Source organism: Paenibacillus hunanensis (genome assembly GCF_034055775.1).
Taxonomy (GTDB): domain Bacteria; phylum Bacillota; class Bacilli; order Paenibacillales; family Paenibacillaceae; genus Saccharibacillus; species Saccharibacillus hunanensis.
The window spans coordinates 3,369,073-3,389,036 of record NZ_CP139194.1 but is presented as its reverse complement, the minus strand read 5'-3'; the positions used below and the strand labels follow the sequence as shown (position 1 = coordinate 3,389,036).

Sequence of the window (19,964 nt, the reverse complement as noted above, 5' to 3'; positions counted from 1 at the left end):
TGAATGGATTCAGTCGGTTATCACGAAATTGGATGCTAGGGCACGATGAGCAGCATAGGCATGTCTCCAGTACATCCTTTATCAAATAATATCAAATAAGTAACATCATATTAATTACCACAAAATTCTTATAAATTAATTATATGTAAGATAAATAATTTATTTACAACCACCTATTTCTCTTCTAGAGTAGAGAAATAGGTGGTATTTGTTGTAAGGTGATAGGTAATGAAAGCGGTTATTTGCTGTTCAAGGATACCAAAACTGTAAGTTTACATAAAAAATATCTTAAAATTCGTCATTTTTCGCTAATTTCTGTTGTCAAACGGTGTTCATTTTCTTACGATAGGAATACTGGAAACTTATACTGATCTAGCTACGAGTGGCATCAACTAAGGTGTGAATCGGAAAGTGGTATAGGCTTTACGTTGAACCTACCCGAATTGGAAAGGACATTGCCGATGAGCGCACTTTTTATGGATTTTTTAACAATCCAGTTGCCCACCTACTTTTTCTTCTATATGGCAATCACGTTGATCTATCGTAATCGACGCAGCATGATTAATCGCGTCGCCGCTTTGCTAATGGGGTCACTCGTGCTTTATTTTATGTTTGAATATTTGAAAACATCGCTGCTGCCCGAATATCAGATGCAGCTTGTTTTATATGGAAGCTCGCCATCGTTACTGCTGTTTATTAGTACACTTGTTCATCTGTGTATCTTATTCGGTGGAGAAGTGACGCGCTCCTTTAAAAAGGTATTGCCGCTCGTCTATGCGACACCTTATATGCTATGGCTATGGTTTATGGTCACATGGGATCACAGTGTGCTGTACGATGTGCATGTAACCGATGGACGCAGCCCGCTACATCCGACGTATTTGCTCGTCACGATTGTATTTGTGATCGGTTATATTTTGCTGTCCGTCGTATTGCTCGCCTGGGGCTGGTTACGTACCAGAGAGCGCAGACAGCGAGTTATTTTGCGTTCATTACTGGCAAGCGGATTTATGTTATTTGGTAGCTTTGCGCTTATCACTACATTGCTGCAAGCAGGCATTATTGTGACCCGTGTATCGATGATTTGTTATTTTATCGGGTATCTGATCTGGGCGATGAGACTGCGTCACTTAATTGGAAAGTACAATATTATGCCGGATTATCGTAAGCTGTTTCAGGTGTTGTTCGAGACGGCGCCGAATGCTATTTTGCTATTGGATGCACAGGGAAGAATCAAGGAAATGAATCCGCGTGCGCAGAGCTGGTTTGAAGGCATTCCATCCGAGGAGATTCCAGAGCATTTTGAGTTCAAGCAGGTAAAGGGCTTGCAGGGTTTGCTTACTTCTTATGCTGATCAGCCAGGGAAGGAATCGCACTGGGAGGTGCGTATGAACGATTCGCGTAAGGAGCATCTGGATCTGATCGTAGGTATTGATCGGATTGAAGGAGCGAATGAAGATTTGTTTGTACTGCATCTGACCAATGTGACCTCGCTCAAAAATACGGAACGAAGATTGATGGAATCGGAGCAAAGCTACAAGCACAGCGCATATCATGATCCATTGACTGGATTATATAATCGCACTGCGCTGGAAGAAGAGCTACGTATACGAACAGCGGCAGCAGATCCGTTTGCTGTAATTATGATTGATCTGAATCATTTCAAGCCGATTAATGATACGTATGGACATGCTGTAGGTGATATGTATTTGAAGTTTATTGCTGAATTACTGCAAGGCTTAATGCATAAGCCAGGTGATACGGTAGGACGAATTGGTGGAGATGAGTTCATTTTACTGCTTAGTATTACAGATCGTGCAGATGCCACTGAGCTGGTGGAGAATCGGCTGACATTGCTGGACGATCAGATTTTCTGGTATGGAGATCGAGATATTACGGTATCCTTCGCCGCAGGCATGAGTGTGTATACCGCTAATGGTGAAAATGGTAATACCCTGCTGCGATTGGCAGATGAGGATATGTACCGCCGGAAACGGGAGCAACGGAAAAAGCGCGAGCTTTTAATTCGAGAGCTATAGATCACTAAGGTCTAAAGCTTCGAAATAACGAAACGTTGAATGGTAAAGCTCGAATGATTAGAACATAAACGTCAGCAGGTGTACAAGCAGTCACGAACTACAAAGTCAATATATTCAGGTCTGTAGCCTCGTTCCTTCATGAACAAGCATACAGGCCTATTTTGCATTTCAAGAGAGCAGTTTTAGTGGCGTATTCTATTGCAACTAACAACAGTTTGGAACGAAATATGTATAAATTTTAATAATAAGATTGACACATGACACGGTGTCACATATAATTCTCTATGTAACTTTTGACAACAAATCAAGCCTGCCTACACTGAGAGCCACATTTTATTCGTGCTAGCATCCCAACATCAATCAATAGCCCGAGGTTGCAGGGGGGTAATGGAGTGAATGTATGCCAACGAAAACCTTTTTTAACCTGCCGGGGGAAAAGCGGCAAAACTTGATTGATGCAGCGTTACGTGAATTTTCACGCGCTTCGCTTGCAGATGCGTCGATCGCGAATATCATCAAGGATGCTTGCATTCCGAGGGGCAGCTTTTATCAGTATTTTGAGGATAAGGCCGATTTGTTTTTCTACATTCTGGAGGAGCACAGCGCTAGAAATCGCGAGCAAATGATGTCGCTGGCGATTAAGCATCAGGGCGATCTGTTCACCTCATCGGCAGAATTTTTTGAGAGCTCGCTGCATCGTTTTATTCATGACGAGCAGGGTGCGAATCGCGAGTTTGCACGCAATATTTTCCTGAACATGAATTACAAGATTGAGTACAAGCTGATCCTTGATGTGAAAAATCCCACGACCAGAGAACGGATTCGCGAGTTTTATCGCAACTATATGGGTGTGATCGATACAAGCGGTCTGAACATCCATAGTGAGGAAGAGCTACTGCACTTGATCAAAATTTTGCGTGCGATATTGATCCAGAACTTTATTCAGTTTTTCGCCGGAGAAGCGGATGAGCAAGAGGTACTGCATAACTTCAGGCTGGAACTGGAATTGTTAAAAAGAGGCTTATATACCTCTGTGAGTAATGAAACGTAAGGAGCGAAAGACCGGCGGCTAGTGCGTGCGATCCAAACGCCCCCTAACTGCGATGTGTCTGGCAACAGTTCCTTGCTTTTTTTGTGCCTGATCTCTCGAAGTTGAGAAATTGGCATTGTATTATTTTGTGCAACTATCTATATGTGAAGTTGCGAAAGGATTATCGTTTTACCGATTAGCCCATTTTATTAGAACTGCAGAGGTGGAGTACGTTGAAAAGAAAGATTATTTTGTCGATACTGGTTGTGCTGCTCGTCGTGAGCGGCGGAACAATCGGTTACTACTACTGGTATCAAGGCGCTCATTTTGTGAAAAGTGATGACGCACGCATCACGGCGGATCAATATAAGGTGATGCCGCAAATTACAGCCGAAATTGATCACATCGATGTAGAAGAAGGCGATGTACTGAAACGCAATGAGCCGATTGCCGAGCAAAATGTCTCGGGTCTGGATTCCAGCGTGATCAGCAAATCGGTTCTGCGCGCACCAATCGACGGTACCGTGATCAAAATCTATTCCAAAGAGCATGAAATTGCTTCTCCAAGCTCGGCAGTTGCGATTATGGCAGATATGAAAAATCTATACGTATCGACCAATATCGAAGAAACCGATATTAACCGCATCAAGCCAGGCGAGCTGGTAGATGTCACACTGGATGCGGATGGCGATCATGTGATTCAAGGTAAAGTACGCAAGGTCGGACAAGCGTCCAACTCTGTATTTGCCTTAATTGCAGCAACTAATACAAGCGGTAACTTTAATAAGGTTACACAGCGCATTCCGGTTGAAATTGCGCTGAACGTGCCAGACGGCATGACGCTGATTCCAGGTACGAACGTTGAAGTTAAAATTCATACATCTTAATTAAAGGAGGGGTCGATGGTGGCTTCCGAAGTTATTGCCGCTGCTCCTCCTGCTGATTCGCCCCGCGAGAAATGGCTTGCCTTTTTCGCCATTGTATTGGGCGCCTTCGTGGCGATCCTGAATAACAGTCTGATCAATGTGGCGATTCCGCAGTTGACGACCGATCTGGGCTCGACTACGTCGCGCATCCAGTGGGTCATTACTGGCTATACACTCGCTTCCGGTATTATCGTACCGATTACGGGATTTATGGAACAGCGCATCGGGTACAAAAAGTTTCTGATTGCCGCACTGAGCGTGTTTACGCTCGGAACCGTTTTTTGTATTTTCGCGTGGAGTGATACATCATTGATCGCTGCACGTATTGTTGCCGGTCTGGGCGGTGGTGTGATTATGCCGCTGAGTATGACGATCGTGTACAAAATCATCCCACGTGAGCAAATCGGGATGGCACTGGGAATCTGGGGGATTGCCGCTATGGCTGCGCCAGCGATTGGCCCAACACTGAGTGGTTATCTGATCGAATGGTTCGACTGGCGCTTCCTGTTTATCGTCTGCGTACCGGTAGCTTTATTCGCGATTCTGATGGTCATCCTATTGATCAAAGAACCGCCACCAGGCATCAAGGTGAAGTTCGATCTGCTCGGCTTCCTGCTGGCAGCGACCTGTGCAGGTACACTGCTGTACGCACTGTCCAGCGGTTCAACCGATGGCTGGGGCTCATTCAAAATTGTTGGACTGTTCTTCATTGCCTTCTGGGCGCTCGTCTTCCTCATCTTCGTAGAGAGCGGGCAGGAGAATCCGGTTATCGATATTTCATTATTTAAAAATTATAAATTTGCGATCAGTGTGATCACATCCAGCTTTGTCATGATGGGTCTGTACGGTGGTACATTCCTGTCGCCACTCTTCTTGCAAAATATTCAGGCGGTATCGCCAGTGCACACAGGGATTATCCTATTGCCACAAGCGATTGCGATGGCGGTTATGATGCCATTTGCCGGGAAGCTATTTGACAAAATTGGGATTGTACCAATCGGTCTGGTTGGTCTGACGCTTACGAGTGTGATGACGTATCATCTACACACATTGACACCACAAACACCACATCTATGGCTGCAAATTGTGCTGATGTTCCGCGGGATGGGAATCGGGATCTGTATGATGCCACTGTCCACCGTAGGCATGAACGCTGTACCGAAGGAAAAGGTAGGTAAAGCTTCGACCGCATCGAACCTGGTGCGTACCATTGCCGGTTCGATGGCGATTGCGATTCTGACCTTCCTGATGCAAAACCGTACAGCACTGCATAGTCAGCAAATCTCGGAATCGATTACGCCGGATGCGGCACACTCGTTTCAAGCGATGCTGGGCAGCTCATGGACATCGACCGTATCAGGTCTGATCACACTAGATGCTTATTCACGCGGCATCGCCGATACATTCCTTGTATCCTCGATCCCGTTGTTCTGCTCGATTCCATTTGTATTCCTGTTCATTACCAGACGTAAAAAGAATGCATTACAGGAAACGAAAGTCTGAGCATTCCTCGCTATAACGAAGCGATGAATCGAAATTCTCATGAAAGAAAGGGAACATGCAATGAAAATCAAAAAATGGGAAGTTACCGCCAGCGCATTACTGCTGAGCTCAGTCATGCTGGCTGGATGCTCCACAGCAGGCAGTGAAGCTGCTCAGGAAATGAGCGTAAATGTAAAGGTCGCTAGTGCTCAACAGGGCATGATCGGTCAGGGCGATATTTATACGGGTACCGTTACACCATCCGAAACGGTAAACATTATGCCGAAAATCTCTGGTAAAGTATCCGCTATTGCCGTTGATGTAGGCACTGAAGTGAAAAAAGGGCAAGTACTGCTGAAGCTGGAGGATAGCGATATTCGTGACAATCTGGATATCGCCAAATCAAACGTGGATGCTGCTGCCGCAGGTGTGAACACAGCCAAGGATTCTCGCGAAACTGGCATGGTATCTGCGAACTCTGGTGTCGTTAGCTCCAAAAATGGAATCATCTCGTCGCAGAGCGCAATCACACAGGCAAAGGGTAATATTAACTCTGCTCAAGGCGCAGTTAACCAGGCACAAACTGGCTTGAAGCAAGCACAGACGGCTGTGTCGACAGCAGCGAACACGATCAAGCAAACACAGGAAGCGATGAATACAGCTCAAAAAACATTGACTCGTACGCAATCCCTGTTCGACAATTCGCTCGCTACACAGGCAGAGCTGGAGCAAGCACAGGCGGCTGCGGTGAATGCTAAAACCGCTTATGAAAATGCAGTTAACGCAAAAGCAAATGCGCAGGATCAACTCGCAGGTGCGCAAAAATCACTGCAAACCGCACAAACTGCACTGTCTACAGCAAAAGAAGCTTACACCAATGCAACAAACAGCTATGAAAATGCGAACTCTGGCTATAGCAACGCACAGCGTCAGCTTGAAGTATCTCAGAGTACAGCTGGCATCGAAGCAAGCCAGCAAAAGCTGGAGCAAGCGAAGCTGAATGTACAGATCGCACAAAATGCGCTGGGTGATGCAGTAGTTAAATCACCAATCAACGGGATCGTAACGACGAAAAATGCTGAAGTAGGCGAGATGGCAGGCCCATCCGCAGCGTCGATCGTGATCGCTGATCTGAGCACGGTTAATATGCTGATCTACGTACCAGCCAATGAGATTAATCAGGTGAAAACAGGCGATCAGGTACAGGTACGTGTAGCATCGTCAGATATCGTCACCAATGGTAAAGTAACAAGCATCAGCCCAATGGATTCCAGCGGTAATGGTTATCCGGTAAAAGTGACCGTATCCAACACAGACGGTAAACTGAAATCCGGTATGCTGGCAGACATTAGCTTTGTAAGCAAGGATGCGAAGCAGGGCTTGATCGTACCAAGCAAAGCGATTCAAAAAGACGGCGACAAAAGCTATGTCTATGTAATTGCGAATGGTCATGCCGTGCGCAAGGAAGTGACAGTTGGCTCCGAAGCAGGCTCGGAAGCACTGATTACAGGCGGACTGAAAAGCGGTGATCGTGTAGCCGAAAACAATCTGGCACTGCTGGGCGATAACTCACCAGTTACAGTGTCTCAATACTAAAATAAAACGCTAAATCAATATAACAGCTCCGGTATCTAATACCGGAGCTGTTGTTGTACATAAAATAGTTACAATATCGTGCTGACTTGCTCTATAATATACGCCATAATAAAGGAATAACGGGTGTTTTACATCATATAGCTTATAGTATAACCTATGAAGGATTTTCATCCGTACAGATTGGCTGATGAAAACATTATAGGATAATGATTACAAATTTGTCTTGCATAACCAATGCCTTATAAACTAAGCTAAACAAGCCGATATAAATAAGTAAATCGAAGATATGAAGCAAGGAGAGTATGCGATGCCGTTTTCCTCAAAACGCAAGGCTGGTAAATATAAGCTGTCGACATTAACCTGTGGCCTGGCTTTTTGTGCTTTTTTTCTGATTCTTGCTGCTTGTTTGCTGATTAGCTATGTCAGTCAGAAGGAATCGATTGAACAGCAGACATTAAGACTAAATGAAATTCACGCGAAAGAATTAAGTAGAATTGCCCAAACTTTAATTTACTCGATGCAATCGTCGCTTGCACGTACATCAAAATACATAATGGCTAATCAGGATAAAGCGAGGGAGGACGCGGGGCAGCAGCTACTGGACTATTTTCGCCAGTCCAATAGCTTTTTTAATGCGGTGTTGATTGTGAATGAGGATGGAGCGGTACGGATGGCTTCACCGATGAATAGCTATCAGCGCGGCGTTGTACCTACAACGATCCAAATTGAGACGGCGTTGCATAAGCGCGAAGCCTATATTTCTAAGCCTTATCGGGATACGAATAATCGCCTTGTATTGATGATTAGCTATCCACTGTACACCGATCAGGGGAATTATCGCGGTATTCTAGCAGGGATTTTGTATTTAGAAGAAGCGAATCGTCTGAGTGAATTGTTTGGCGAAGGTAGCAAGAAGGAGGACGGCTCCTACTTTTATGTCGTCGATAATGAGGGGAATATTTTATATCATCCTGTTGCCAAGCGGATTGGACGGCATCTGACGCAGAACGACAATCCGATTATCGGCGAATTGCAGGATGGAAAAAGTGGGAATCAGCTTGTATTGAATCTGGAGCATAAGGAAATGCTTGCCGGATATGCAGCTATACCGGGTATCCGCTGGGGTATTATTTTTCAGACGCCAGTGTATAATACGACGATCTTTTCAGCCCAGCTCATCAAAAGTATGCTTTTTTACCTGGTGCCTGTTATTATTCTGATGCTAATGATTATTTATCAGCTCTCTATTCGTCTTTCACGTCCGTTAGAGGAATTAGCTGATTATGCCCATAGTATTGCTGGTGAATCCAAGGGATCTTTTCGACCGGAGCAAAATATGTGGAACTATGAAGCGCATGAGCTACACTATGCGATTATGACACTGGAGCAGCAAACTCGGGAAAAGGAGCGCAAGCTACAGCAGGAAGCGCATTATGATGCACTGACCGGCGTATTGAATCGCCGCGCTCTGCGAGCGATCATGCAAAACTGGATCGATAATAGCTATCCATTTGCGATCATTATGCTGGATATCGATTATTTTAAAAAGATTAATGATACGTACGGACATACGATGGGTGATGAAATGCTTCGAAGAGTGGCAACGCTAATTGAAGAGCAGATTCAGCCAGCAGATTTGTGCTTTCGATATGGTGGTGAGGAATTTGTGATCCTGTTATTTGAAGCTGATCTGATGATGACAATGAAAACAGCTGAGCAGATACGAAAGGTAGCAGAGCAGTCGCCAACTCCATATGGAGAGCCAGTGACGGTGTCGCTTGGGATGACGCTATACGATGGGGATGAGAGTAGTATGGAGGCGCTATTGGAGCAGGCGGATTCCGCCTTATATGATGCAAAAAAAACCGGCAGAAATCGGATGATCGTCTACGAAGGACTGGATGACATTTCAGCCGGTGATTAATGAGTTACTGCTGTTTTGATTCGTTTGATCGTCCAATAAGGAAAGGTAAGGTCACCGCAATCGGTATGAATGATGAAAAAGTTCGGATTATCATGAGTTTTACAAATGCCGATATACGTTTCACCGCTGATCAGATGAACATGCAGCGGAGTCTGATTATGCATCGCTTCCTGAATGGCTGGTTTCACTTTACATTCTCCTTACTTGATTGAGTTGGATTATAGCTCTAGTTACTATTATCGGTTAATACGACAAAATTCTACATTTTTCATCAATAAGAAACACTATTTCCCTGTTTATTACCCGTTTGACGAGATAGTAAACAGGGGTTACTAAATTTTAACTAATTATTTTTACATATAGTTAACAGTGGGCTATATCTCTACTGATGTATGCACCGATCGATATGCATAAACAAATTGTATACATAAATAGGTATGATGAATTATAGAAAGATGTAGAGAAGGTAAAGAATAGCTTATGATTTTACCTCTCTTCCTTGCTAGCAGCCTCGACGATATCAGATTTGGTTGCTAAATAAAGAACATATCCTTGCAAATGAATAGATGTCTATGTATAATGAGTGCATGCCTAAATATTATGCCACATCGATCATTAGTAAAATTCGTGATGAACTGCATCGACTTATTGTTTTTGAGCTAGAGCAACATGGTGTTGAAGGAATTGTACCCTCACATGGTGATATTCTAGTGTTTCTGTATCAAAAAAATGGACTTTCTGTCAAAGAGCTAGCAGAGAAGATTCATCGCAAACAGCCAACCGTCACGGTACTTGTCGATAAATTAGCTCGATTGGGCTATGTCGAGCGTGTAAAGAGTCAAGACGATAGCCGCATCACACTCATTTATCTTACTGAAAAGGGAAGAGAGCTGGAGCCGCTTTTTCATCGTATTTCCGCGACTGTGAATGCAGCTGTATATGACGGATTTACAGAAGAGCAGCAGGAGCAGCTAGAGCAGATGCTTGCTGTTATTTTAAACAGAGTTTCGGAGCGTTAGGCGAGGCGCTTGTCGCTCCTGAATTTGTTTGGAAGTGAACCAATCTGACAAGATGCAGTGTTCGCGAAATGGATCGAGTGTGATCGAGATGCTATTGGGGTCATAAGGCTATATTTTTTTGTGAAATACATAGATGTCTATATTTTGATGAGGATCGTCTATGCTTATTTTTATATCTTATTTTATGGAGGAATGGACAATGAAGCATTTGATCGTTTACGCTCATTCGAATACACAAAGCTTGAATCATTCTATTCTCGAAACAACGGTGCATGCTCTGAAAGAGCAGGGGCATGAGGTGGTCGTACGTGATCTGTATGCACTTCAGTTTGATCCGGTATTCACACCGAAGGATAGTGAAGCGATGCGTGCAGGCCATATACCAGCAGACATTCAGACAGAACAGGAGTATGTTCGTGCTGCGGATGTGATCACATTTATTTATCCCGTGTGGTGGGCGGGGTTACCTGCAATTTTGAAGGGCTATGTGGATCGTGTATTTTCCTATGGATTTGCTTATGCGTCGGATGAAACTGGTGTTGTACAGCTACTGAAGGGCAAACAGGGCTTTATGATCAGCACCCACGGTACGCCGAATGATATCTATGATCAGATCGGCATGACGGAAGGGATGCGAATGACAACGGATGCAGGAATTTTCGGCTTTGTCGGTATCGAAGCAGTAGGGCATCTATTCCTGGGCAGTATTGGCTATTTGGATGCAGCAGGGTATGAGCAGCTTTTGAGCCAAGTGAATGCGACAGTGAAAGAATTGTTCCCACACGCATAACGCGCGTATACGGAGTACGATGCGTACAAGCATTATGTCATTAACAAACAGCCAGCTTCCTCCACTAGATTAGAGAAAGCTGGCTGTTTGGCGTTTGCATCGTATGGTAAACCACAGTGGTAATCTATAATTATGAGGTACGATCAAGCTAGGCATAGGTATCCACTTGCCTAATCGATATTCACATCAATCTGCGAATCTAATGCGATCATTATACCTTACAGTTAGCGACAAGCTGTTGCAGCTGTTCAGCAAGCGTGGACAGGTGACGTGCAGACGAAGCCACATCCTCCATTGTGGACAATTGTTCTTCACTTGCGGCATTCATCTCTTCAATGCCAGCAGCCCCTTGCTGGGATAATGCACTCAGATGCTCCATCGCTTCAGCGATCGATTGGGATTGTGTATTCGTATCACGGATCAGCTGACCTGCTACATTCACCTGCTCTGCTGTATGCAGAACCGATTGCTCGATCGCGGTGAACGCTTCGCTAACCTGTTGACTGCTGCTTACACTTGCCTGCACGCTTTCTACTGATTCCTGAATTTGCTCTACAGCATGATTGCTCTCTGCCTGTACATCCTCAATCAAGCTGCTGATCGTTGTGGATGCATCGGCAGCACTTTCAGCCAGCTTACGAATCTCATCCGCAACGACGGCAAAGCCGCGACCGGATTCACCTGCACGTGCAGCTTCGATTGAAGCGTTGAGTGCCAGCAGATTCGTTTGACGAGCGATTTGCTGAATAGCAGAAGAGGCGAAGCCGATCTGCTCGGACTTGCCGTTCAGATTGGTGAGCACTTGCAATGTATCATGAATATCTCCAGAGAGCTTCTGAATACGGGTTTGAATCCCACTAACCTCTTGCTGACCCTGTGCAGCGGTTTGCTTCATCGTAGCTGTCATACCTTCCACACTGGAAGCGGAGCCAGCAATGTCACTCATACGACCAGCCATTTGATTAATAGCCTCATTGACCTGAATAACGGTCGTTGTTTGTGAATTGAAGCCAGTCGAAAGTTCGCCAGACGAAGACGCGATATGCGAAGAAGCGCGTGCAGTCTGATCGGCGCTCGCTGTAAGCTCCTCGGAGGAAGCAGAGAGCGTCAGGGCACTTTCATCAATGTTTTTGATCAATTTACGGATGTTAGTGACGAGCGTATTGAATGCAGCCGAGACTTTACCAATCTCATCTCTGGATTCGTACGTAGACATGACCGTAAAATCCTGCTCAGCGGCGCGACCCATCAAGTCCTGAATTTGGCGAAGCGGCTTCGCGATCAGACTGACAATCCACAGTCCAATAATCAGGGCGAGAATAAGCCCTGCTGCCAGAATAGCTCCTACCGTGATCATAGAGCGCTTAAATGTAGCATCTGCATTGGCGTTGCTCTCACTTGCTCCGGTGACCATATTTTTCCGAAGCTGATCTGTATCTGCACTAAGCTCTAAACGAATGGTGCGTAGATCGCCATAGGCCTGACGTGCTGCCTCCTTTTGATTTTTGCTGATTGCATCAATCATACTTTGTTGAGCAGCATCAAAGCGTGCATCTGCCGCTTTGACTTTGTCGTATAAAGCTTTGTTCGTTTGATCAAATGAGATTTTATCTAAAATAGCATACGTTTGATCCGTGTTTTGAGTCGTGGCATTGATTTTTTGAGTTAGCTCGGACTGACTTTCATTGAAGGAGCCATCCAGCATACGCAGTAAGCGAATTTCATTTAAGCTATAATTAGAAATGTTTTGATCAAATAAAACGATGGAGTTTAGATGCTTGGTGTACATATCTGAGGCGAGATTAGCCATACGGCTAGTTGAGGTAAAGCTATTGATGCCGAGTACGGCCATAATAAGTAGATTGATAACGATAAAAATTAGGATTTTTGTTCTCACTGATATATTTTTCAAGAATGATCAGCTCCAATTATAAAATGAATCAAGCAATAAATAATGATAGGTTAAATGAGTCATATAAAATATAATACATATCTGTCATCATTCATTGATATGAGCGCTCTGATCAATGAGGGTAGATGTCAATGTATAGAAAATGGAAATGAACTCCTTTCTGGACATATATCGGTGTTAGCGGTGCATTTTTTTATGGAAACATCTTAATTATGAAGAAATAATTAAGATCATTACAACCATCATTAAACAGTTGTAGTCGAAAGGAATCATGACTATATTACTAATAAACATTAAATATCACTCGTGATTAGATCATATTTCGGTAAAATTTTAAGAAAGTTTATAGTTTTGGTTAAGGAATTGTAACAATTTGTACATCTATGTCTAATTATTAAAGAAATCATAATTTTTTTGTCGAATGAAAAGAATTCGAGTATACTCGGTATGGATTGTCTCTTTACATATGTTTAAGCAAGGGAGCTGAATATCATCATCAAGCAGCATTCACCCACACATCGTGATTATTTGATGCTCAGCTTACCGCTGATTGTGTCTACAATTACGACTCCGTTACTCGGTCTGGTCGATACAGCTGTCGTTGGGCATTTGTTCGATCCAGCCTATCTAGGTGGAACGGCGATCGGGACTTTGATTTTTAATACGATGTACTGGCTGTTTGGCTTTTTGCGAGTAAGTACATCGGGCTTTGCAGCACAGGCGAGAGGCAAGGATGATCTACGTGCAGGAGCGGATGATTTACTTCGTCCGCTGGCGATTGCGCTGGTGATCGGACTTTGTTTTATCGCTTTGCAGGTGCCGATCTTTAAAGGAGCATTATGGTTGATGCGTCCAGATGCTGATGTTGCGCACTGGGCAGGTGTCTATTTTCATATTCGCATCTGGGGCGCACCAATTACACTGCTTAACTATGTATTGATTGGCTGGTTAATGGGCATGTCGCATATTCGGCAGACCCTGATCGTGCAAATTTCGATGAATGTGCTGAATATGGCGCTAGCGATCTGGTTTGCACAAGGGTTACATTTTGGCGTAGCTGGTGTAGCAGCAGCCACATTATTTGCGGAAGGCATTGCCCTGATTGCAGGATTATGGTTTGTATGGCGTTCTCCTTATATGCAGATGGCGCTTGTTCGCTGGAAGGGCCTGTTTGCATGGAGTAGTCTGCTGCCTATGTTCCGTGCTAATGGAGATCTGCTTGTACGCACGATTTGTCTGCTGGCGATGTTCAACATTTTCACCGCACAGAGCACTGCGTTTGGACCGGAGCTACTAGCAGCGAATTCAATTCTAATTCAGCTGCATTATATGATGGCATACTTTTTTGATGGATTTGCGAATGCAAGCTCGATCTATGCTGGACGGGCAAAGGGGGCTGGAGATTCAGACTTGCTTCGCCGCAGCTTGCAGCTCACACGAACATGGACGTTGCTCACAGCACTACTGCTTACGCTCATTTATGGAGCGGGACGCGAGCTATTTGTTCGTCTATTTAGCGATAACGAAGCAGTGATCAGTCTGGCGCTTGCTTATAATGGCTGGTTATTGTTATTTCCGATCTGTGCAGGCTTTGGTCTGGTGTTTTATGGTATTTTCACGGGTATGACGTTAACAGCGCCTGTGCGTAACTCGATGCTGCTGGCTTTGCTGCTGTATGTGGTTGCATGCTGGATTCTAGTGCCACTGTATGGTAATCATGGATTATGGATCAGCTTTCTGTTATTTGCGGTTGGGCGTTCTGTGTTTCTGGTGATGTATGTGCCGGGGCTGGAGAAAAAGTTGATCGGTCAGGTATCAGAGCGTACGGAATCGACAAGCTAAGAGCATGGAGAAATAAAAGAAAAGTTGGGTGTGTACTATTAAAATCAAATGAGACTGGATATCGTGTTGAAAAGGCTATCGGGTGCGTTCGATAGCCTTTTTTTATTATGCTACTGTTCGTGCTTATTCCATGCTCAAGTGATCACCCATAGCGATTCAGTATAAAAATGGAAAATACCTCAGGTCTTTTGGCTTATTTTTGTAGCGAACGCTTGCTGTTATTCGCTTTGCCATGTTAGATATGGTAGAATAAGAGCAAAAAAAGGGAACATATGATCTTGTTACTGGAGGGGAGTATGGTCATGAATGAGATGATGAAGCCGCCTGCCGAGGTGCTTTATGATAAGGAATTACAGGCATTACGTCAGGAGGATGGAGGGAAGCGTCCACCGAACTGGCAGCTATCACCTGCATACATACGAGATTTTATTATTGGACGGGATCGACCTGCTTTGCTTGACGGAGAACAGGTGCCGATCACACGGAAGTTTTATGGGAATGATATTTTGATCGAGCGCGCGATCGTTACGCTAGCGGGTAACCGCGGACTGATGCTAGTCGGCGAGCCGGGAACAGCGAAGACGATGTTAAGCGAGCTACTGTCAGCCGCGATCTCCGGTACAAGCACCAATACGATTCAAGGTACGGCAGGTACGACCGAGGATATGATCAAGTATTCGTGGAATTATGCGATGCTGCTGGATAAAGGACCTTCTGAGCAGGCGCTTGTACCGTCTCCACTCTATCATGGTATGAAGCATGGCGTAGTGACCCGATTTGAAGAAATTACACGCTGTCCGTCCGAAGCGCAGGACAGTCTAATCAGTATTTTAAGTGATAAAGTGATGAATATTCCTGAGCTGGATGGCGGTGTGTTATTTGCCAAGCCGGGCTTTAATGTGATCGGAACTGCCAATATTCGCGATAAAGGCGTAAATGAGATGAGTAGCGCACTCAAGCGTCGTTTTAACTTTGAGACGGTGAAGCCGATTGGTAATGTAAAAATGGAAGCTCAGATTATCGAGGCACAGGCGCATAATTTATTGCTGCATAGCGGTATTGATATTCCAGTAGAGCGTGAAGTGGTAGAGCTGCTGGCAACGACCTTTATGGAGCTTCGCACAGGCAAAACAAAAGAAGGCTATAAGATCGATATTCCCCAATCCGTGATGAGTACAGCTGAAGCGGTATCCGTCTATGTACAGAGCGCAATGACCTCCTATTATTATGAAAATGGTGGCGTAACGATGGATCGACTTGTACAGAATATGCTCGGTACGGTGGCAAAAGAAGATGAAAAGGATCTGGGTGCACTCAAAACCTATTTTTCCAGAGTCGTGAAGGAGCGTGCAGGACAGGATCCGATCTGGGCAGCTTACTATGAAGCTAAAAAATGGATTTGATCGCTACAAGCTATACCGATTGCAGTATGGAGGTGAATAGTGATGAATGGTGTACCGCAGCAACCCAATCAACAGCAATCCGATCAATCAGTGAGCGCTTCTATATCAAATGAAGGTGCAGCACGATTAGACGATACTTTGCTTGATGTACAGTCGGATGAGAGTTTAGTTGATCTTCAATTGACGACTGCGGATGAGCGGCAGTGGCTGGAGCAGTTGTTTCGACAGCAGGTGTTTAATCGCGAGGCAGGAGTACTTTATATGCCGATTCGGCATCATAGTCCGGGCTGCTCGCATCATCTATTGCGGACGATTGCTGAGTATGAGCCAGAGGTCATTTTGATCGAAGGCCCGGAAGCGGGCAATCCGCTGATTCCGGTACTGGCTGATCCAGCGACTCGAACACCGGTCAGTCTGTACTATACATATGAGCAGGGAGAAGAACGAGGTGCATTCTATTTTCCCATGCTTGCGTGTTCACCGGAATATATTGCGATCTGTGAAGCAGCAAGACGAGGAATCAAGGCTTCGTTTATCGATCTGAATTATCGTGCTCCGCAAACGCTACATAAGGAACAGCAATCAGAGGATGAGAAGTCACAGGAGCATGCTACTGAACAAGGAAACTCGTATCAGGATGAGACGTTGCTAACAAGCTCGTCGTTTATGCATCGATTATGTACGGCGCTGCATTGTCGAAGCTTTGATGAGCTGTGGGATCGCTGGTTTGAAGCGGGAGCTACGAATGCGGTAACCGAACATTATATTGAGGAAATATTTCTGTATTGCTCGCTATCCAGACTATGCTATACATCAGAGCAGCTGGAGCAGGATGGCACGCTGGCACGCGAGCGACATATGCTACAGCATATTGAAGCGGCGCGCCAGCAATATAAACGGGTGCTGGTTATCACGGGGGGATTTCATACACTGGGATTACTTGAGCTGCAAGAAGAACAATATGTACATGCAAGCTCTATCACAGCTCGAAAGAATCCGTCACAGCAAGACATCGTATCACCTACTCGTATTACTACCAAAACCAAAATATCGAAGCAGGGTAGTAAGCGTAATCAGCCAGCCAAGCCGATCAAGGAGCAAATCTATCCGATGGTATACACCTTCGAGGAAGCCGATCGGCTCAATGGCTATGCTAGCGGAATGCCCTATGTTGCCTACTATGATGAGGTATGGACCAGGATGCAAAAGGGCATCGCACAGCCGGGACAGCAGACGGCGATTCGCTTGTTATCGTTATTAATGAAAGAGCTGCGTCAAGGCGAAGCCGAAGTGTCCACCAGCGATGCAATTGAAGCGTATAGTATGCTGCAAGGTCTGGCTGCTATTCGCGGCAAGCCGGAGGGCAGTGTATATGAGCTACTGGATGGTGTGACGTCCTGCTTTATTAAAGGCGAACAGACGCTGGTCGCTGTGCAGCCCCTTCAACGACTACAGCAGCTACTGACAGGCAACCAGATCGGCGAAGTGGCAAGTAATCCATTTGCTGTCCCGATTGTAGAGGACTTTAAAAAGCAGGCAACAGCTTGCAAGCTCAAGCTACAATTTACCGGTCGACACAAAAAGGTGCTTGATCTGTACACGCGTCCGCAACATCGGCAGATCAGCCGTCTTTTTCATTGCATGACTTTTCTCGGTACAGAGCTAGCTGTATTTGAATCCGGCCCCGATTGGGTAGCTTATCGCGATATTAATCTGATGCGCGAGACATGGACGTATTCGTATTCTTCATTTACCGAGGCACGCTTGATTGAAAATTCGATCTATGGCGGTACAATCGCCGCCGCCGCGACTCGAAGATTGGAAACGATTGTTGCAGAGCTTCCAGAGCAGCATAGCGGACAGGCAACACGCTGGTTATTGCGCGCATTGCTTATGGGATTGGAGCATAGTGTGGATGGATTGCTCCAGCATACACGGCGAGCTTTGCGTCAGGATGGTAGCTTTTTATCTTTATCCGAGGCACTTGTACTGCTAGAGCGTATGTATGAGCATCGACGGTTGTTAGGTTTAGAGGGCGATGCAGGCTTGCCAGAGTTGCTGGAGGAAGCCTATCAGCACACAGTAGCTGCTATGGATACACTGGAGCATGTGCATCCAGATGACCAGTCGCAGGTTGTGCAGTCGCTCAAGCAGCTACATATGCTTGCGATGACAGGCACTGCCAGCTTTGCATCCGAGCCGCTATATGATCGATTGCAAGAGCTATTAGAGCGAACGGGATTACCTGCTTCTCTGGAAGGAGTATCGGTCGCGATCTTATCTCGAGCAGGTATGCTGCCAGCTTCAGAGATCACAGATCGAGCTAGAAGCTATATGCGCGGAACGCCTCAGCAAATGGCGCATACAGCTGCTTACTTGCAGGGTGTATTTGCAGCGGCGCGAGATGCTTTTTTGTATGATAAGGAGCTATTGAACGAGCTGAATAGTATGCTAGCACGATTATCACATGATGACTTTGTACGTATGATTCCCGAGCTAAGAATGGCATTTACCTTCTTCACACCAGCCGAGACCCGAACGATTGCTACGCGTGCTGCGGAGCTATTGGGTGAATCTGAGCAGGCACTGGATGAACCGGGGCTAGATGAGGAAGTATTGTTACATGCACAGGCGACAGATAAGGCGATCCGACAGGAACTAGCACGCTGGGGATTACTGTAGCTGGCTGTGGAACTCGGTGGAGAAAGGAGGAACAGCATGACGAATCCGTCAGATCAAGGGACAGAGAAGCAGGAGAATCGCCAGACACTGAATCGATGGCGTTTACTGCTCGGTGAAGCAGCAGAGGAATCACTCCGTGAGGCGGGTGGGGGTAGTTATGACGCTGATCACTTTCAGTATCAAGAGCTAGATGAGGTGCTCGGTTATCTATATGATCGTGAATATGGAGAAGCGCAAGGATACCGGGAGCGAGGACGTGGTGGAGGGCGCGGCGATTCGCAATTGACGGTGCCGCGCTGGCTGGATCATGTACGCCGCCTGTTTCCAAGCGAAACGGTCGAAATTCTAGAAAAGCAGGCATTGGATCGCTATGGCTTGAGTGAGATTTTATTTGATAAAAAGGTATTAGAATCGATGGAGCCTAATATGGCGTTGCTCAAAAATATTATGCAGTTCAAGGGCCGCATGAAGGGCGAAATATTGCGTAGTGCGCGTGAGATCGTCAGGCAGGTAGTCGAGCAGCTTCGGCGCCAGCTAGAGCAGGAAGTACGAGCCAGTATTATAGGGAAACGTAATCGCTATACCGCGAGTCGTACACGTTCGCTTCGCAATCTGAATTTCAAAAAAACGATTCAACGTAATTTGAAAAATTATGATCGTGATCGGCGCAGACTCGTTATTGATAAGCTCTACTTTGATGGCAATCTACAGCAGCATAATCGCTGGAATATTGTGATCGCTGTGGATGAGAGTGGAAGTATGATGGATTCGGTCATTTATAGCGCGGTGATGGCGAGTATCTTCTATCGACTGGAGACATTGCGAACGCATCTGATCATTTTTGATACCGAGGTGGTTGATCTGAGCGGCCGTCTTGAAGATCCGGTTGATCTACTGATGAGTGTTCAGCTTGGCGGCGGTACACATATCGCCAAGGCGCTACGCTATAGTGAAAAGCTGATTGAGAATCCGGCACGAACGATTGTCGTGCTGGTTAGCGACCTGGAGGAAGGTTATCCGATTCAAAGCATGTATGCGGCATGTAAGGATATTTTGGATGCAGGAAGCCGCTTGATTGTACTGCCAGCACTGAATTATGAAGGTACAGCAGTGTACGATCGTAACGCTGCACGCAGGCTTACGGATATGGGAGCGAATGTGGCTGCGATTACTCCCAATCGCCTAGCAGAATGGATTGGTGAGATTATACGGTAGTAAGCAATATAGATGAATGGAGGGGAAGTTGTAGAATCATTTATACCTAAGCAGGTTGATGTTGCAAGGAAAGTACGTAGATTTTTAATAAGTTCTAAGTTCTA

General features: G+C 45.5%; 14 protein-coding genes. 12 read left to right on the top strand and 2 right to left on the bottom strand.

The annotated features are described in order from the left end of the window. The first annotated feature begins 476 nt into the window (after nucleotides 1–476). The 6 genes from SK066_RS13630 to SK066_RS13605 all read left to right on the top strand — a co-directional run bounded on the left by SK066_RS13630 (nucleotide 477) and on the right by SK066_RS13605 (nucleotide 8,997). Nucleotides 477–2,039, top strand: coding sequence for a GGDEF domain-containing protein (locus tag SK066_RS13630; RefSeq protein WP_320541910.1), 1,563 nt, complete (start codon nucleotides 477–479; stop codon nucleotides 2,037–2,039). A 400-nt stretch (nucleotides 2,040–2,439) separates the two neighbouring features. Continuing rightward, complete coding sequence (locus tag SK066_RS13625; protein WP_320541909.1) at nucleotides 2,440–3,090, top strand: TetR/AcrR family transcriptional regulator; 651 nt, start codon at nucleotides 2,440–2,442, stop codon at nucleotides 3,088–3,090. 212 nt (nucleotides 3,091–3,302) lie between these two features. Next, nucleotides 3,303–3,956, top strand: coding sequence for an HlyD family secretion protein (locus SK066_RS13620; protein WP_188774996.1), 654 nt, complete (start codon nucleotides 3,303–3,305; stop codon nucleotides 3,954–3,956). 18 nt (nucleotides 3,957–3,974) lie between these two features. After that, entirely contained in the window at nucleotides 3,975–5,498 is a 1,524-nt protein-coding gene (locus SK066_RS13615) for a DHA2 family efflux MFS transporter permease subunit (RefSeq protein ID WP_188775075.1), read from the top strand. Nucleotides 5,499–5,558: 60 nt separating this feature from the next. Next, the gene (locus SK066_RS13610; protein WP_320541908.1) at nucleotides 5,559–7,073 is read left to right on the top strand and encodes an efflux RND transporter periplasmic adaptor subunit; all 1,515 of its coding nucleotides are present in this window, start codon (nucleotides 5,559–5,561) and stop codon (nucleotides 7,071–7,073) included. 307 nt (nucleotides 7,074–7,380) lie between these two features. Next, nucleotides 7,381–8,997 (top strand): sensor domain-containing diguanylate cyclase, encoded by a 1,617-nt coding sequence (locus SK066_RS13605; RefSeq protein WP_320541907.1) that lies wholly within the window; start codon nucleotides 7,381–7,383, stop codon nucleotides 8,995–8,997. Here the strand turns inward: SK066_RS13605 and SK066_RS13600 are convergent. Next, entirely contained in the window at nucleotides 8,994–9,185 is a 192-nt protein-coding gene (locus SK066_RS13600) for a hypothetical protein (protein WP_320541906.1), read from the bottom strand. The genes SK066_RS13605 and SK066_RS13600 overlap by 4 nt on opposite strands. Before the next feature lie 399 nt (nucleotides 9,186–9,584). Between SK066_RS13600 and SK066_RS13595 the strand changes: the two genes are divergently transcribed. Together SK066_RS13595 and SK066_RS13590 are read left to right on the top strand one after the other, a co-directional pair. After that, the gene (locus SK066_RS13595; RefSeq protein WP_320541905.1) at nucleotides 9,585–10,016 is read left to right on the top strand and encodes a MarR family winged helix-turn-helix transcriptional regulator; all 432 of its coding nucleotides are present in this window, start codon (nucleotides 9,585–9,587) and stop codon (nucleotides 10,014–10,016) included. A gap of 199 nt (nucleotides 10,017–10,215) precedes the next feature. Further along, nucleotides 10,216–10,806, top strand: coding sequence for an NAD(P)H-dependent oxidoreductase (locus SK066_RS13590; protein WP_320544886.1), 591 nt, complete (start codon nucleotides 10,216–10,218; stop codon nucleotides 10,804–10,806). A 211-nt stretch (nucleotides 10,807–11,017) separates the two neighbouring features. Here the strand turns inward: SK066_RS13590 and SK066_RS13585 are convergent, their stop codons facing one another. After that, the gene (locus SK066_RS13585; RefSeq protein WP_320541904.1) at nucleotides 11,018–12,718 is read right to left on the bottom strand and encodes a methyl-accepting chemotaxis protein; all 1,701 of its coding nucleotides are present in this window, start codon (nucleotides 12,716–12,718) and stop codon (nucleotides 11,018–11,020) included. 531 nt (nucleotides 12,719–13,249) lie between these two features. On the opposite strand from SK066_RS13585, the gene SK066_RS13580 reads away from it, so the two are divergent. The 4 genes from SK066_RS13580 (at nucleotide 13,250) to SK066_RS13565 (ending at nucleotide 19,860) form a co-directional block, all read left to right on the top strand. Further along, on the top strand, nucleotides 13,250–14,560 hold the full coding sequence (locus SK066_RS13580; RefSeq protein WP_320541903.1) for an MATE family efflux transporter: 1,311 nt from the start codon (nucleotides 13,250–13,252) through the stop codon (nucleotides 14,558–14,560). 302 nt (nucleotides 14,561–14,862) lie between these two features. Beyond that, entirely contained in the window at nucleotides 14,863–15,963 is a 1,101-nt protein-coding gene (locus tag SK066_RS13575; protein WP_320541902.1) for an ATP-binding protein, read from the top strand. Between the two features lie 42 nt (nucleotides 15,964–16,005). Beyond that, entirely contained in the window at nucleotides 16,006–18,645 is a 2,640-nt protein-coding gene (locus tag SK066_RS13570; protein ID WP_320541901.1) for a DUF5682 family protein, read from the top strand. A 36-nt stretch (nucleotides 18,646–18,681) separates the two neighbouring features. Beyond that, nucleotides 18,682–19,860, top strand: a complete 1,179-nt coding sequence (locus SK066_RS13565) for a VWA domain-containing protein (protein ID WP_320541900.1) — start codon at nucleotides 18,682–18,684, stop codon at nucleotides 19,858–19,860. The last annotated feature ends 104 nt before the right edge of the window (nucleotides 19,861–19,964 follow it).